Here is a 15,950-nt window from a genome sequence, read left to right as displayed (position 1 = left end):
CACGACATACGAGAAAGGTGATAAGTATGGAACCCCGCTACATCACGGATCATATTGAAGCAGATATCGCAGACAGGATGATATTCATCGGAGGGCCGCGTCAGGTTGGAAAAACAACACTCGCAATCTCCCTGCTGGGACAAAGCCAAAATGAATCGTCACCTGCCTATCTGAACTGGGATGTACTGGCCGATCGCGAGGATATTTTGGCGGGAAGACTCCCTTCTGGACAGACCCGCATCATTTTCGATGAAATTCACAAGTACGCGCAATGGCGAAATCTAATGAAGGGATTATTCGACAAAAACAAGACATCCATTTCCTTTATCGTTACCGGTTCGGCACGGCTGGACTACTACCGCAAAGGCGGCGACTCTTTGCAGGGACGATATCACTACTACCGTCTGCATCCCTTCACACTGATGGAATGCGGATGGAAGTCAGATAACGCGCTCATGGCGCAATTGCTCAGATTTGGCGGTTTTCCCGAGCCTCTTCTCAGAGGGGAGACGCGATTTCACCGCAGGTGGCTGCGCGAGCATTCCGCAAGAGTCATCTATGAAGACCTCCGCGATCTGGAAAATGTGCGAGAGGTATCCATGCTGGACCTGCTACTGTCTCACCTGCCCGCCTGCGTGGGATCCCCGCTTTCGGTCAACAGCCTCAGCAAACTCTTACAAGTGGCTTACGAAACCGTCGAACGCTGGCTCACAATCTTTGAAAGGCTGTACCTGTGCTATCGCATTCCACCATTTGGAGCAAAGAGGATAAGAGCTGTACGCAAGGAAAAGAAGCTGTATTTTTGGGACTGGTCGCGCGTAGCAGACCGCGGTGCCCGGTTTGAGAACATGGTAGCCGGACACTTGTTGAAGTACTGCCACTATATAGAAGACACAGAGGGATATGACATGGAATTGCGCTTCATCCGAGATATCGACAAACGCGAGGTAGATTTTGTCGTTCTCCGCGATGGATATGCTGAATTTGCCGTCGAGTGCAAAACCGGTGAGCGCGGCACTTCTCCCGCCTGCAGGTACTTCAGAGAGAGAACAGATATTCCGCGATTCTACCAGGTACATCTGGGCACAAAGGATTTTGGCAACGCAACAACCAACACCCGCGTTCTACCGTTTTCTACCTTCTGTGGTGAGATGGGGCTACCGTAGCGATTATCGCAGTCCTATTCATCTCTTTGTCTCTGCCACAAAAACATAAGGGGCTTGATCGTTTTGCACAATATCCTTCATAAAAGACACATAGGCCTCGTAATCTGACCGCGGTATTTGTTTTTTATCCAGCCTGAATACTCGGGTATAGTGCAATGCGCCATCTGAAAAATGACTGGTGGTTTTGAAAAAGCCGAATGGCGTTGTAATTTCCACTGGCTCAGGCGCAGTTTCCAGCACATAACCTTTTGGTATATCAATAGATAGGGAATCAATGTACGTATATGGATAGGAATGGTACACAGAGAATTGCCGTTTTTTCGCTCTCGGCACACTTCCCGGCCTGGCGCGGTTCACTATGTTGGGATTCACAAATAGTCTCTTCGCGCTTCGAGCACCAAATTTTCCGGACGTACCGCTAACGCGTACCTCAAGTGGTTGATCAAAGTTCTGGAGCAGATGATCAATCTCATAAGTTGCCAGATCCAACACGGGTAAATACCTGCCCAATCTTCCGCCTAAATAACGCTTGCGGTCTTCTCCCTTGTTATCCCGCAGACTGTGTCTCAATCGCGTTGCAATATTACCTGTGCCCGATAGCTGCCCCGAAAAAGTAAGTTTACCTGATGCTGTGAGATGGCCTTTTATAGTGCTAATCTGGCAGTTATCCCCACTCTTACTCTGCGGCGTCCGAACGATTTCTCCGGCGTTCTCCTTAACCACGAGCACATCGCATCCCTCATCTGCGGATGGCAACTCCCCCGCAGCTATAAGGTCGGCCGTGCATTCCAACCAGAGCGTATCGCGTTGCAAGGGGACAAATGTGATACAGTGATTGAACTGATTGGAAGGAAATTCCCGAATCAACATGCCGCGGTCGCGCGTGCCAATCAAGGTTGGATATGCCGAGATACCACAAGCTTTGAGCATCGCAACCATGAATGTAGATAGATCCTTGCAGTCGCCATACTTATTCTTAAAAACCCATTCTGCCGAATACGGTTGCCACGCCCCAATGCCCAGTTCAATAGCCACATACCGCGTATGATCCTGGAGATAGCGATAGAGAATCTCCACTTTCTGCCGGTCACTGCTGGCTTCAGATACCAACTCTCGGACTTTCTGTACCGCAGTTGGCGGCAGGTCATATCGACCATCAGCCAGCATCCCGTACCATTTTGCCACCGCGTCCCATGAGGCGAACGATCCTGGAGACTTTCCAATTTCGAAGGCAACAGGCGCAAAAAAGAGCCTCATCTGGATTCTGTCTTCAGGAGGCATAGACCGCTCGCTGGCTCTGGGTTTAATATGCGTCAACTGCCACTTGCGTTTAGACGCCTTTTCCATTACAGGTGGTTCTATCAACCCAACGGCATGGATTCGATAATCAATTTTGTCATGTCCCACAACAGTATAGGTTGACTGTAAAACGGGAACATCTGTCTGTGGAAACCACGAAGGCCAGAAGAACAGGCTTTCATATTCCACTTCATAGGTATATTCTACCAGATAGGGAAACGTGCTGGCCTTCAGTTCAAATGCCTGATATTTCTTATCCTGGTACAGGATGTACTCGGGAAAGTACGGATTTTTCCGAATATCTCCTTTGCCCAATTTGCGAATCAACTTACCCTCTGCATCTAAAATCTTTCCAGAGATATGGGTGCATTTGATGTATCTATTTTCGCGAACTACTACCTGTCCGTACTTCCTACCCGCTTCAGTGTTGATTTTAATAATCCGATGTTTGCGATATGTCGCCTTGTTTTTGCCTCGTATGACAAATTCGTTCTCATCCAGCACAACAACCGCATCAACATCCTCCCCAACGCAGTCCGCATCTGCCTGCACATGGGCTGCAATTAGCAAGACCACAAGTGCCGACCTTATGAAAGATATGGTTCTCATCTCTCCACCCCCGTCTTATTCTTCGGCTTCCAGTGGCCTTCGGCGCAAGACAATCTGTCCTTGATCGGCACTCACAATCTTTGCATACGCGTTTCGCAGCCGGGAATATTGCGCCGGTGTGTAATAAACGCGGTTCACAGAAAATGTCCGCTGGACACGCACGCTATTGCTGTCTGCCTGACAATCAGACTGAAACCTGACCCCGAGGGATGTAACCTTTTGTACTTCGGGTATTTCGACAACCTCGAATCCCTCCGGTAGAGTCAGATCGACTATTTCTTCAGATGCAAAGCCGTAGTTGAACTCGACGGGAAAAAACCGTTTTTCGCTCTTGAAGGGATTAGACTGACGTCGATGGATCAAACTCGATGGACAATAGACCATATCGCCAGCCACCTGGGCGTAATTTTGAACCCGATAGTCGATCTTAACTTCCAAAGGCATATCGACATCTTTGTCCTGACCGATCTGAAATGTATCGATCACCACATCTCCAAAACGGTTTTCCAGAATATCTTTGACGTATTTCCCCGGTTTCTCTTCGTCCAGATCCTTTCGTTCTGAAATCCCGCGATACCCTTCAAATTGTAGTGTTGTTTGGCACAAGAGATCGCCGTTTTCGGTCAGCTTCGCCTGAGTATTTGCTCTACTTGTGCTCGCATCTTTCGGTATGGGAATTTCGACAATTTTGCCTTCTTCCTCCCCAATCAAAAACCCTTTTCCAGACAATAACCTGGGTGGTAGCAGTACAAACGGACACTGACTGTCATTTGTATCCAAAAAATAAACGTCATCGTCTATGGACAGGTGTGCAATCGTGTAGTTGAGTTGCTGCAATTGAGGCCAGTTCTCTTGTAAACGCCCATTGATGCGGGTGGAAATACGCAGCGGACTGGCTTCGAGACCAGCTGCTTTCAGCATCGCGATTAACAACAGGTTTTTTTCCAACGAACTGCCCTTTTTTCTTTTAAGCACATCGTTGGGTTTTTTGCGACTTCCACTCGACGCAGATGTTTCAATCGAGTCTCTCACATAGCCGTAAATAGCCTCAGCCCGAGTGCGGTCATCCTGTATCTCGGATACCAGAGCAAGTGTTCGTCTTTCCAAGGTCCTGGTTTTTTTTATAGAAGGGTTATAACTCTTTTGCAAAATTTCCGCGAGGTCGTCCCATGTTTTAATGAATATGACAGGATCGGCCATTGTATCTTTGGGATTTCGATAAGCGACAATCTGAAAAAATAACGTGGCCCAATAATCTTTGAGCGTCGTAATATAAGGTTCCCGTTTAAGAGCTGGCAAATTTTCAGCACGCCATACAAATCTGCCGACAAAAGAGGTACCCATTTGGGGATCGGCAATTTGGAAGGACTCTCTCTGGGGATCTGGCACGTAAGCATTGCTGGCAAAGGCCCGATAATCGAAACCTTCTGGAATAATCAAGATCAACTCACTCAGCCTGGTAAATACGCCATGCTGGAACTGCCAGGGGGCGAGAAATGTCAGTCGTCTGCTGGTAATTTCATAGGCGTATTCAATAACAGCCCCCACCTCCACACCGGGTATGGCGAACACCTTTTCAGACCCACTTCTGCGCTTTTTTGTAAAAATGTCTTTTTTTGAAAGCGTGACCTTTTTGCCATTGGGCAAAATAGTCTGTGCCCGCAATTCATCTATCTCGTCATCAGAGCCGAGATAGATGGACACATCGCCGTATTTCAGACCGCGTTCGGTGAGAATTTTAATTCGGGTGTGTCGCTGAATCACAAGCTGGAATCGCAGTGTAATAGCGATAGTAACCTTATCGAACAGAATAACGGCATCGGCCTCAGAGTCTTCGGGAATGCCGGTCATGCCCAGAACCTCTTCAGATACATCCCCCCACTCCTGCGCCAGAAGTGGGCCCGCGTAAAATAGCAGCCCAAGAACCAGAATTTGTGCGATTATAGATCGCATATCGTTACCTCCCATTAGATTATGCACACGTATGTATTTGAAAAAATATTATGGCTCTCTCTATGTCAAGCCCGTTGTCCATCATCTTTCTCGTCAGACACTACTTAATACACCCCGACGACGACTGATTCCTGCAACTCGGAGAGCAGACCCAGATTTCTCACGCCATCCCAGGGATAGGCTTCAATCGGTTTGGCGCGTTCGGCCTCATCGCGTTCGAGAAAGCGGGGCATAAAAAATTCTTTTGTAAGCGTCGTCAGCATCACGCGCCCGACTTCGTCGTAATCGACCACTTCATCGGGATTATTTGGATTCACCAGTTCGATAAACGCGCGGGGCACGGGAGGATAATACGTAATCGCGTAGTTATCTCCGGGTTCCAGAGGCTTGGAATAAGCCAGCCCCATCAGGGTATTGCCGTAGGTAGGAACAAAATCGATGCCCGGGATAAGCTCTTCTCTTGCAAACCGATTGAATTGTGCGTTCATCTCTGTGCCACCACAAAAAATGCCGCTGATCCCGGCTTTTTGCAGAGAAATTTTTTCGCACAATTCTTCGAGAAGCTTGGGGGTCGTGAACATGCATTTCACATTGTCATTGGCGCGCAGAATCGTGAGTGCCTGATCAATCACATGGGCTTTGTAGAGTTCCAATTCCTGGAGTGCGCCGCGCTTGATCAGCTTGTTGACCCATCGGGGATCGAGATCCACGAGAAAGCAAATCCCACCGCGAATCTGACAGAGATATTCCACAGCCAGACGCAATCGCCGTGGACCTGTTGGCCCCAGCATCAACCAGTCCGCACCCTTTGGAAATGTTTCTTCTGAGAGGTGCTCGCTGAACATTTCGTAGTCGATCTGAAAATCGTTTTGACTGATCCGATATTTGGGCACACCGGTTGAGCCGCCCGTTTCAAATACATAAGTCCGCTGCCCCTCGCTGCCCCTCGGGATCCATCGCCGCACGGGACCGCCGCGCAGCCATTCATCCTGGAAATGCCCGAGGTATTTCAAATCGCTGTACCCACCGATCTCTCGACGTGGATCAAAATCCAATTCCCCTGCAAATTCCAGCCAGAATGGACATCCCGTAGTGGGATTAAAATGCCACGCGACCATATCTCGCACATGGGTATCGAGGGTATCGCGCGCTTCTTTGACCTTATCGGCCACAGGTGTTGTCAGAACTTCCATATTGTGACCTCTTCTACTCGCCTTTAATCGCATACAGCGTATTGCGCGTGCCAATGTAGAGCATGCCATCTTTTGCAATAGGCGTGGTATATACCGCGCTGCCCATATTGATTTCGTTGATCAATTCAAATTGTGTTCCGGCTTTCAAAATCGCCACATCGCCATCTTCATCCCCAATGTACACCTTCCCATCAGCCACAAAAGGCGATCCCCATATCGCGGCAAATGTATCGTATTTCCAGTGCTGTGTGCCAGTTTTCAGATCGAGACAATAGACAAAACCACTCAGGTCTGCCGCATAGAGCAGGCCATCGCTGATGCCCACCGTAGAAATAGTTCGGTTGTAATTTTCATTGCCAAAGTGCCACACCGCATGGCTTCCCGTCACATCGCCTGTACCCGTTGCATCAATAGCCCACAGGTGTCCAATGCCCTCGCCGTGCTCCGGGTCTTGCCCAACGCCGATAAAAACCTTGTTATCGTAAATAACAGGAGTGGAAATAATCGCATTGCGCGTACCGCGCCCACCCAACTCCCACACAGAGTCTTTTGGATTGCAGTCAAATTTCCAGATCAAGTCCCCAGTCTCGGCTTCCACTGAATAAACCCAGCCATCGCCCCCAGGGCAGATCACCTGCGGCTTGCCATTGATAACGCCATAAGCGGGATTGGACCACTGCCCGTGCAAGATACTTTCACCCGGATAGGCTTTTTCCCATACCAGTTCCCCCGTATTGAGATCGACCGCAATAAAACTGGGTGATAGAGGCGAAGGGATGGCGATGTGACCCTCGTCAACACCATTGGCAGTGATGACAAACAGGAGATTGCCCGCCCCCACGGGCGAACAGGTCGCCAAATTGTGAGGGAACACATCCAGTTCTTCCATCATGTCGTATTCCCAGATAATATCCACACCGATATTGCTCGTATCCTCTTCCCCGGTATATGGACCGTCATTTTCCCCGTCCAAAAACCCCTCTGTATCCGCGCACACCACGCGACATTGATTCGAGATATAATACATCCGATCTCCGCGAATATAAGGCGTGGAGCAAATGCCCTGTTGTGGCCAGTCATTGACGCGCCCCGCGGGCAGCTTGGGATGCGCTGCTTGCCAGAGAAATTTTCCATCGGATTCCTGAAAAGCCATGATTACGCCCTTGTCACCTGTAATTTTGGGATTGCGCTCAATCTGGTTATTTGTACCCATGAATATTTTTCCACCAATCCTGATGGGACCGGCGTAGGACTGCGAACCGAGATCTGCTTTCCAAGCGATATTTTCACCCGTTTCTACATTCCAGTTCATCGGCAAATTTTTTGCGTCTGACACGAGGTTGCGATCTGGAGTAAATCCCCACATAACCTCTTCAGCAATACCAGTCGATACGATTAAACCAACGATGGCACATCCGCTAAAAAGTCGTTTCAATTTCATTTTATTCCTTTATCTGTAAGGGTTTATGAAGATTACCAAAGTTTCACATTATCGTAGTAAATCGTGGCGGGTGAATAGCCGTAAAGCGCGGGACTGCCCTCTTCTATCGGCAGGGGATCCTCTACTTCAATACTCCACGCATCGGGTTCGGGATCGCCTTTTTTCCAGACTTTGCCCCGAACGATAGCTTTACCGCCTTCGATATCAACTCTCATTTTCATGGTGTACCACACCCCCATGTCCCAGTGGAAATCAATGCGTTTTGCCATGCGCAAATCCGACGACCACGATCGCACTTCAAGGCGTTGGTGAATGCCCTGAAGGTCGAGGATATAGCGATGCGCTACAAGCCCCATATCGGGACGTCGGCGCTTGTTCTGCGTACCCATAAGATCGGCCTGAATCGTATAGCCACTGAAGTTGTATGGCGCCACGTAGAGATTTGACCGGTCTAAGCCGCGTGCAGCTGGCGGTTTTGCCAGCACCATGTTGCCATCTTTTTCCTCCACCACAAAACCCCTGCCCCCCCACACCCAGTGCAATGGATTTGTGCCGACTTCGACATTTTCAAAATCCTCTGTCCAGGGCACATCGGGCACCACGCGCACCCAGGTTTGTCGGGTTAATTCCCCCAGTTTGGCCGTGATCCACCCGCCCTGTCCCGGTCGGGATGGTACAAACTGATTATTCTTTATTTCTCCATCCAGGCCATTCAACGACCACTCGACGTCGGCATTGCCGATCAAGCGGCCCTTCTCGTCATAAGCCTCTGCCCGCAGAGGCAGTACCTCGCCTTGTTGTATGGTCGCCTCAGCCGGAATAGAAAGAATAGATGCTGGTTCAGCACTCGAAGGCGCGCTTTCGTGCTTTGTATGGGGAGAAGGCGTGACTTCAAATCGCGCGTTTTTATCGCCCAGACAAAACAACCCGGCTTCGGTCGCAAAATAGATGCGGCGATACGCAACAGCGGCTGATCCGTAGATCTCGGCATGCCCACCTTCGGGCATTGCAATTTTCTTTTTGTCGAGCACTTCAGCGTTCATATTATTCGTTTTGAGAATCTGGAAGCCGCCATTGACTTCAGTAACATAGAGTTTTCCATCGGCCCAGGTCGGCGATCCCTTGCCCACAGTGCCGATATTTTGCTCCCAATATTGCTTTCCCGTTTTAGCGTCTAAACAATGCACATTGGCCGAATTGTCGATCACATAGACGCGTCCCGCGTGAACCGCTGGCGAAGCATAGCCCGCGGTCATACCGTCTTGTCGCCAGATTTCTTTGCCCGTACGCGCATCCAAACACGCAACGCGACCAAGAGAGGTATTATCGACATTTTCTTCACTATGTGCGACATAAACGCGATTATCAGCCACAACAGGCGAGGTATTGATGCCGCGCTTACTGAATGAAAAACCCCATACTTTTTCGCCCGTTGCGACTTTGAAGGCAAAAATACCGCCATTGCCATTGCCGGCAACCAACACGCGCTGCCCGTCAATTGTCGTGACAACAGGCGTAGAGTAAACGGTTAAATCAACCTGCCCACCGCCGCCTGGACGAGCCATCCACGCGGTTTCACCCGTATGTTTATTAAAGGCAACATACCGATGAGAAGGAGGTACACCAGCCCATCCGCGATTGCCCATGCTGATGATAACCAGATCGCCATCGACAACGGGCGTGTGCAATCGTCCGCCATAACCGGAGAATCGGTTAAATTCTTCGGTTAGAGACCGCTGCCACTGGACATAGCCATCGGTATCAAAACAGATCAATAATCCACTGACGAGATGGGCGTAAATATTACCGGTCTCGCCATCGGCCCCCAGGCTTGCCCATCCCAGACGATTGAAGGTTATGGTTGAGTGCCAGACATTGAATTTCTTTTCCCAAATGAGATCACCTGTTTCCGCATCAAAACACGCGATGTGCTCCTGCTCGGTTATGTCTTTGCCGGTTCGCCCGATAACATAGACCCGACCATTTACAATAATCGGTGTAGATCTGCCGATAAAATCACGGCGCCAGATCAGATTTTCGCCCTCCAGAGACCATGTAGAAATAAGCCCCGTCTCCGGCGAAGCACCATTTTGCATGGGACCGCGCCAGTGCGTCCAATCAGACGCCTCGGAAATACTTCCCAAAAGAGAGATACAGAACAACAAAGCAAAAAGAATACGTATTTTCATCGGCTTTCCTTATTTTAATGCCCAAAGGGCGGTGAAAAAAGGTCGATTTTTTCTTTAAAATAATCATAACGCATCAATTTATGACGTTAATCATTCTCTTTCTGTTCCCTATTTCTAATTTGCACGCTATACAATATAAATGATTTTGCAAGAGCGTGTCATAATTTGTAAATTAGATGCTGTGAAATTACAAAGGAGTGTCCCATGGGGCTAACGGATGCAGAACAAAAATTCTACGACCAGAATGGATATGTGTTGAAAAAGGGATTGATTCCATCTGGAGAAATTTCCCACATCGAACGCGAAATTGCTGGCTTGCACGAGCGAATGGCAGAAAACGCACACGAAGGAGTCGGGATCTCATGGGAAGAATTTGAGGATGAATACCTGCCCAGGCGCATCCGACAATTGATGCACAGCGAAGTGATCAGCACAGGGTTAAATCGCGCATTGCGCTGTGATGATATGTTGAATATTATAGAATCCCTGATTGGACCAAATATCTCACTGTATCACAGCAAGCTATTGATGAAAGCCGCGCGCGATGGCACGGCAATACCCTGGCATCAGGATTACGCGTATTGGAAACGCGAAGACAATCGGCCTCTGATGGTAAATTGTCAACTCGCCATTGACGGGACAGATGACGAAAATGGCTGTATTCAGTTCATCCCCGGCAGCCACAAATGGGGTCTGCAAGAACACGAACGCGCACAAACGAGTTTTGGCGTATTTTTGCCGGGGCACTATCGCGAGCGAGAAGACGCGGTACCCGTGGCGATGGAACCGGGCGATGGCGTGTTTTTCAGTGCCTTGACCATTCACGGATCGGGACCGAATACATCGCATCGAGACCGCCGTATGAATACCTTTGCCTACAATGTGACGGGCAATAGCGAAGGACAGTGCCGCGAGGTTTTGCGCGGACGCGCACTGTAGGTACGTATTTTTTGAGGGAAACTGAGAATGGCAACACAAGTACCAAATATTGGCCGCGAGGCCGAACAATCTCCTCGAGGGGGCATTACGCCGCGGGCCATCGGCTTGGGACTGCTCCTGGTCGTGCTGCTGGATGTGATTGCGGTATATGTACGATTTCATTATCACGGCTCGCGCATGGTGCTATCGCACATTCCAATGGCCATGCTCATCGTGTTTATTACCATGCTGATTGCGCTCGCAGTGATGGGCAGGCTTGCGCGATTCTCACTTCAATCCGGGGAATGGCACACCATTTTGTCGATGGGCCTCGTGGGTGCAACCATGCCGATCTGGGGCAGTACGGGATTTTTGATCGGATATATTTCTGCGCCGTATTTCTATGCGACCGAAGACAACAACTGGGCCGAATTGCTGCACCCACATCTGCCCGACTTTTTAATCCCCACCAATGATGGCAATGGAATAGCGTGGTTTTTTGAAGGTCGCCCCGAAGGCGCGGCCATTCCCTGGGATATATGGGTACTACCGCTATTCTGGTGGTTCATGGCTTTTACGGCTGCGTTTGTGGTACTGACCTGTATAGGCGTCATTTTTAGAAAACAGTGGGTGCAAAACGAACGCCTGGCATATCCGGCCATGGCCCCCCTGATCAATATGATGTCCGAACCGGGAGGTGACAAACGCACATTGCCGGGCTTTATGTACAATCGCCTGTTCTGGGTTGGATTCGCCCTGGCATTTGGCATGATCGCCTGGAATTGTATCAATTACTTTTTGCCAAATTTCCCGCGCTTTCCCATCCACGGAGGCAGATGGCATATCATTGATCCACAGTTTCCGCGCATACGGGCATCGGTGGGCTTGTTTTCCATCTTCTTCTCCTATTTTGCCAGCCTCGATGTGCTGCTCAGCTTATGGGTATTCGATCTCCTCTTCATTGTCGAGGGTGGCTGGCTCAATAAATTGGGATATAAATCCATGGTTCCCGTTGCCTATCGCGGCGTGTACCAATGGCAGACGCGCGGCGCGTTCGTCGTGCTGGTGATTTCGATGTTCTGGGTAGCGCGGCTGCATTTACGGGATGTGATAATGAAAGCCCTTGGCAAAGACGACAGCGTGGATGACCGCGATGAGCTATTGTCCTATCGCGCCGCTGTGGTCGGCGTGGTGGCGGGCCTCGCGTTTTTGTTTATCTGGATGATGCAGATGAACATGGATCCCATCATCAGCGCCCTGCTGCTGATGGCGTGTGTGTGTGGATATATTGGAATGGCGAAAATTTTATCAGATACGGGCATGCCCTACACGCAGATACCGGGAATTGCGTGGAATTATGTGGCGCCCTTTTTCGGCAATGTCGGGATTCCACCCACCACGCATGTGGCGTTTCGATTCGCCAATTTAATTACGGGGAATGCCAAGGGCTTATTTTTGCCAGCTACCGCACAGGTAGGCAAGTTGTCCGAGGGCATCACCGATAACCGCCGCAAGTTAATAGCCGCGCTTTATATGGCTTTTGCAGTGAGTTTTGTAACGAGCATTTTTCTCACTTTGAACCTGGGCTATAATGAAGGCGCTTTTAATTTTAATGTCGCCGAGATTCCCAGAAGTGCGCGCAACTATTTTAGGAATTCCGCCAACGCGGTCAAGAATGCCGATAATCCGCCCTTTTACGTGGATAACCCCGAAAATCTGGTCTTTTTCGGCATAGGCGGTCTGGCGATGATCGGTCTCATTTTTATGCGCCATCGATTTGTGTGGTGGCCCCTGCACCCGGTGGGTCTCGCGCTTTCGGGAACCCCGTTGATTCGCGCCAGCAGTTTCACATTATTTATCGCCTGGCTGATCAAGCTGGTGATGCTCAAAGTAGGCGGTCCCTCTGTCTATCACAAATCGCGGCCCTTTTTCATCGGTTTACTCGTCGGCTATGTCCTGGGCGTAGCCCTGTCATTGATGCTGGATGTAATCTGGTTCCCCGAAAGGGGCCACGCCGTGCATTTCCGCGCGGCTTAAAGAGCATCCGCAGATGGACGCAGATGGACACAGATAGAAGGCAAAACATCCGTTAATCTCTACGCTTGAGGAGCCAAAATGGCAACGATTCACATACAATGTATAGGTGAGAAGGTGCTGGTTCCGCAAAGCGAACTCGAACTGCTGGTAAAACTGGCACAGCGCTATGAAGAGATTACCGTGCAAAGGCAGGAAGATGATGTGACAACAGAGGATATTATGCGCCTCGCAGAAGAAAGTGGCGCATTTGACTTCTGGCAGGAAGAAGGAGAAAACATTTACTCCTCCAAGGATGGGGAACCCGTGTGACGCACCCAAAGCTCTCTCGCGGTAATGTGGTCCTGGCGCGGTTTCCATTTACCGATTTGACCGGTACTACCCTTCGTCCCGCAGTGGTCGTGTCCCAAGGACAACTCGGAGACGATTTGGTGCTCGTGGCAATTTCCAGCGTCGTACGCGGTACGCTTGCTCCCACCGACTATACCGTTGAGTCTAACCACCCGGAATTTAGCTTGACAGGCTTGCGCGTTACGTCCGTCATCCGGATGCACAAATTAGCTACAGTAGAACGATCAGTCATCATCCGTCGTCTCGGAAGTCTTGGTCCGCAATTGCAAGTCGAAGTAGATAGACTACTCCGTGCGGTGCTGGCACTCTAACGATTGGCTGGAAGATGAAACCAATTCCCTCCCCCACTAACTATTCATGCGTATTATCCGTGTCCATCTGTGTTAATCGGTGGTTGCATTTATTTTTTTAAAGGAGTGTATATCCATGATCTCTCAAGAACAAATCCGTTCACAACTGAATAACTGTTTGCTGGAAGCAAAATTTGACCGCTGGTCAAATCAATACCAGAAAGGGAAAGTGCGGGACATCTATCTGCTCGAAGACAAGCGCATTCTCATCACCACAGACCGTCAAAGCGCGTTTGATCACGTACTCGGTGCGATCCCCCTGAAGGGACAGGTCTTGAACAAAACGGCAAAATACTGGTTTGATCAGACCGCAGATATCGTGCCCAATCAGGTGCTGGACGTACCGGACCCCAATGTGACGGTTGCGCGCGAACTCGATATGTTACCCGTCGAAATCGTCGTGCGACGGTACCTGACCGGCAGTACGGACACCTCGGTGTGGACGAATTACAATAACGGTGTACGGAAATTCTGCGGCGTTGACTTGCCCGATGGCATGATAAAAAATCAAAAATTTGACGAAGCGATTATTACGCCGACCACAAAAGCAGAAGATCACGACGAATCAATCTCGCCACAGGAAATTGTCGAACGCGGCTTGGTCGATGCAGACAGGTGGGCAGAAGTCGAGAAAGTAGCTCTGGAATTATTCGCGCGCGGCACAGAATTAGCCGCACAGCGCGGATTGATTCTGGTGGATACAAAATACGAAATGGGACTGGACCCAGATGGCAATCTAACCGTTGCCGATGAGATCCACACGCCCGACTCCTCGCGCTACTGGATCCTGGATTCTTATGAAGACCTCCATGCGCGCGGCGAAGAACCCGAGAGTCTGGACAAAGAATTCCTGCGCCTCTGGCTCGTGGATAAGGGGATATCCGACGATAATATTCCCGAATTAGATGACGAAATTCGCACACAAGTCTCCGCGCGATACATAGACCTGTTCGAGCGCGTAACAGGCGAACCATTTGAAACCGAAGTGGATGATACGCCCATACTCGAGCGCATTGAAAAAAATATCGAGCCGTATTTTTAAAAGAAGCGATCAACAGTGGAAGACCTGATTAACAGTTTGCTCAAGAGTCTTGAAAGTGCCAGCGGTCGCAGCATTGGGATGGTGCTGGCTGTGATCGGGGCGCTAATCTGGTGGGGTGTTTATCTGATTCGCAAGCTCGGTCGCAAGATGCGCAATGACGTCAGTGTCTCTGAAAAACCCATTGAGATCCAACGACCGCGAAAGCGTTTGTCTTTGCGCGAATATCACCGTTGAGTTTACGAACATGAGTGATCGGGTTATACAACAGTGTGCTGTGATGAGCGATCGAGAACTTGTGCGCACACTGACAATTGACCGGGAAAATTTCCAGGGGAATTTTCTCGTTATCGCAGAAAGCGAACGAGAAAAACGCGCATTGTCCATAGAAAACTTTATCGACGATGTCCATCTGGCTCAGAATGATGAGGAAGGCGAGTCGTGTACTATTGATCAGGCGCTTGCAAAAGTACATTCGGATATTCCGCTCTGGTCGATACTCACGCTCGCCAATTGCCTGGAGGACGCCTGGGTTATCCAGCGCGAATTCCGTCAATGGCTCGTTCACCACTATGTAGAAGAAGGTTACCTAACATCGTTTTTTTTTGAAACCACAGAACAGTTGAAGTCAACGCTCAGACGTTTTTTATCTCTCGAATTGTGGACGGTTGATGTCTCGCATGATCTCAATACCTGGAAACCCATTTTTCAATCGCGATCCCCTGCGTTTTTGAACAAAATTATTTCGGAATTGGGCGATATTTTGCATACAGTCAAAACGCCCCTGTTTTCACAAGACCAAAAGGGACAACTCGTCTTGCTGGTGCATCCAGAATTTGAGAAGCAAGCGCAAGAGGTCGCGGATAGAAATCATACCAAAATTGAGCAACTCTACGATCGGGCTGAATATTTGGCCGAGACAAAAAATTCTGAACAGGAACTGAGGATTTACGACATCTTATCTGAACTGGTGCCCGATAATCTCGCTGTGCATTATAACCGAGGCAATATTTTAATAGAACTGGATCGGTTAGATGAAGCGGTTGAATCCCTGATCGAAGCCATCGTTCTCGGCCTTCCCGAAATTGGGGATAAAATTGATCTCAAACCGCGTCGAGGCAGTGGCGTTGCTGGCAGTGTGAATCCGTTGCTAAGTCTCGTGGCATTGTCTCGTGAAAATAATGAACAGCTACATTATCCCGACTATATTGATGATATTGAAATGCTGCTGTTACACATCCGAGAACAGCACCCGGAAAATACCCGCATTCTACACGGATTGGCCATCATTGCTGAACAAAAAAACGATATCGCGGTAGCTTGTCAGCACTACCGCGATATGCTCGCCATTGATCCTCAAAACAAAGCCGCCCAAACCCATCTTGCCTATTTGGAACAAATACAGTGA

The 15,950-nt window shown here is 49.5% G+C and carries 13 protein-coding genes; 8 read left to right on the top strand and 5 right to left on the bottom strand.

What is annotated here, in order from left to right:
- The first annotated feature begins 77 nt into the window (after positions 1 to 77).
- A complete protein-coding gene (locus F4Y39_04065) occupies positions 78 to 1,166 on the top strand; it encodes an ATP-binding protein (protein ID MYC12881.1) in 1,089 nt (362 codons plus the stop codon).
- Between the two features lie 18 nt (positions 1,167 to 1,184).
- On the opposite strand, the gene F4Y39_04060 is transcribed toward F4Y39_04065, so the two are convergent.
- The 5 genes from F4Y39_04060 to F4Y39_04040 all read right to left on the bottom strand — a co-directional run bounded on the left by F4Y39_04060 (position 1,185) and on the right by F4Y39_04040 (position 9,850).
- Positions 1,185 to 3,074 carry a DUF3857 domain-containing protein gene (locus F4Y39_04060; protein MYC12880.1) on the bottom strand — a complete coding sequence of 630 codons (1,890 nt, stop codon included), beginning with the start codon at positions 3,072 to 3,074 and terminating at the stop codon, positions 1,185 to 1,187.
- A gap of 15 nt (positions 3,075 to 3,089) precedes the next feature.
- Positions 3,090 to 5,042 (bottom strand): DUF3857 domain-containing protein, encoded by a 1,953-nt coding sequence (locus F4Y39_04055; protein ID MYC12879.1) that lies wholly within the window; start codon positions 5,040 to 5,042, stop codon positions 3,090 to 3,092.
- An 89-nt stretch (positions 5,043 to 5,131) separates the two neighbouring features.
- A complete protein-coding gene (locus tag F4Y39_04050; protein ID MYC12878.1) occupies positions 5,132 to 6,220 on the bottom strand; it encodes a hypothetical protein in 1,089 nt (362 codons plus the stop codon).
- Between the two features lie 13 nt (positions 6,221 to 6,233).
- The gene (locus F4Y39_04045; GenBank protein MYC12877.1) at positions 6,234 to 7,661 is read right to left on the bottom strand and encodes a PQQ-binding-like beta-propeller repeat protein; all 1,428 of its coding nucleotides are present in this window, start codon (positions 7,659 to 7,661) and stop codon (positions 6,234 to 6,236) included.
- Positions 7,662 to 7,693: 32 nt separating this feature from the next.
- Complete coding sequence (locus F4Y39_04040; protein ID MYC12876.1) at positions 7,694 to 9,850, bottom strand: PQQ-binding-like beta-propeller repeat protein; 2,157 nt, start codon at positions 9,848 to 9,850, stop codon at positions 7,694 to 7,696.
- Between the two features lie 204 nt (positions 9,851 to 10,054).
- Here F4Y39_04040 and F4Y39_04035 point away from each other — a divergent pair, with 204 nt between their 5' ends.
- The 7 genes from F4Y39_04035 to F4Y39_04005 all read left to right on the top strand — a co-directional run bounded on the left by F4Y39_04035 (position 10,055) and on the right by F4Y39_04005 (position 15,950).
- Positions 10,055 to 10,789 carry a phytanoyl-CoA dioxygenase family protein gene (locus F4Y39_04035; protein ID MYC12875.1) on the top strand — a complete coding sequence of 245 codons (735 nt, stop codon included), beginning with the start codon at positions 10,055 to 10,057 and terminating at the stop codon, positions 10,787 to 10,789.
- Between the two features lie 27 nt (positions 10,790 to 10,816).
- Positions 10,817 to 12,805: a hypothetical protein gene (locus tag F4Y39_04030; GenBank protein MYC12874.1), complete on the top strand. Its 1,989-nt coding sequence runs from the start codon at positions 10,817 to 10,819 to the stop codon at positions 12,803 to 12,805.
- A gap of 78 nt (positions 12,806 to 12,883) precedes the next feature.
- A complete protein-coding gene (locus F4Y39_04025) occupies positions 12,884 to 13,114 on the top strand; it encodes a hypothetical protein (protein MYC12873.1) in 231 nt (76 codons plus the stop codon).
- Positions 13,060 to 13,464: a type II toxin-antitoxin system PemK/MazF family toxin gene (locus tag F4Y39_04020; protein ID MYC12872.1), complete on the top strand. Its 405-nt coding sequence runs from the start codon at positions 13,060 to 13,062 to the stop codon at positions 13,462 to 13,464. The genes F4Y39_04025 and F4Y39_04020 overlap by 55 nt, the downstream gene beginning before the upstream one ends.
- 115 nt (positions 13,465 to 13,579) lie before the next feature.
- On the top strand, positions 13,580 to 14,545 hold the full coding sequence (locus F4Y39_04015) for a phosphoribosylaminoimidazolesuccinocarboxamide synthase (GenBank protein ID MYC12871.1): 966 nt from the start codon (positions 13,580 to 13,582) through the stop codon (positions 14,543 to 14,545).
- Positions 14,546 to 14,560: 15 nt separating this feature from the next.
- Complete coding sequence (locus F4Y39_04010; GenBank protein ID MYC12870.1) at positions 14,561 to 14,779, top strand: hypothetical protein; 219 nt, start codon at positions 14,561 to 14,563, stop codon at positions 14,777 to 14,779.
- A 43-nt stretch (positions 14,780 to 14,822) separates the two neighbouring features.
- On the top strand, positions 14,823 to 15,950 hold the full coding sequence (locus tag F4Y39_04005) for a hypothetical protein (protein ID MYC12869.1): 1,128 nt from the start codon (positions 14,823 to 14,825) through the stop codon (positions 15,948 to 15,950).

The sequence above is a fragment of the Gemmatimonadota bacterium genome, from assembly GCA_009838845.1.
In the GTDB taxonomy this organism is placed as follows: Bacteria; Latescibacterota; UBA2968; order UBA2968; family UBA2968; genus VXRD01.
This window is presented reverse-complemented; position numbering and strand designations above follow the sequence as displayed.

Bases quoted from the DNA above. Each gene is read 5' to 3' on its own strand.
- F4Y39_04065 (MYC12881.1), top strand. From the start codon at position 78: ATGATATTCATCGGAGGGCCGCGTCAGGTTGGAAAAACAACACTCGCA.
- F4Y39_04060 (MYC12880.1), bottom strand. From the start codon at position 3,074: ATGAGAACCATATCTTTCATAAGGTCGGCACTTGTGGTCTTGCTAATT.
- F4Y39_04055 (MYC12879.1), bottom strand. From the start codon at position 5,042: ATGGGAGGTAACGATATGCGATCTATAATCGCACAAATTCTGGTTCTT.
- F4Y39_04050 (MYC12878.1), bottom strand. From the start codon at position 6,220: ATGGAAGTTCTGACAACACCTGTGGCCGATAAGGTCAAAGAAGCGCGC.
- F4Y39_04045 (MYC12877.1), bottom strand. From the start codon at position 7,661: ATGAAATTGAAACGACTTTTTAGCGGATGTGCCATCGTTGGTTTAATC.
- F4Y39_04040 (MYC12876.1), bottom strand. From the start codon at position 9,850: ATGAAAATACGTATTCTTTTTGCTTTGTTGTTCTGTATCTCTCTTTTG.
- F4Y39_04035 (MYC12875.1), top strand. From the start codon at position 10,055: ATGGGGCTAACGGATGCAGAACAAAAATTCTACGACCAGAATGGATAT.
- F4Y39_04030 (MYC12874.1), top strand. From the start codon at position 10,817: ATGGCAACACAAGTACCAAATATTGGCCGCGAGGCCGAACAATCTCCT.
- F4Y39_04025 (MYC12873.1), top strand. From the start codon at position 12,884: ATGGCAACGATTCACATACAATGTATAGGTGAGAAGGTGCTGGTTCCG.
- F4Y39_04015 (MYC12871.1), top strand. From the start codon at position 13,580: ATGATCTCTCAAGAACAAATCCGTTCACAACTGAATAACTGTTTGCTG.
- F4Y39_04005 (MYC12869.1), top strand. From the start codon at position 14,823: ATGAGCGATCGAGAACTTGTGCGCACACTGACAATTGACCGGGAAAAT.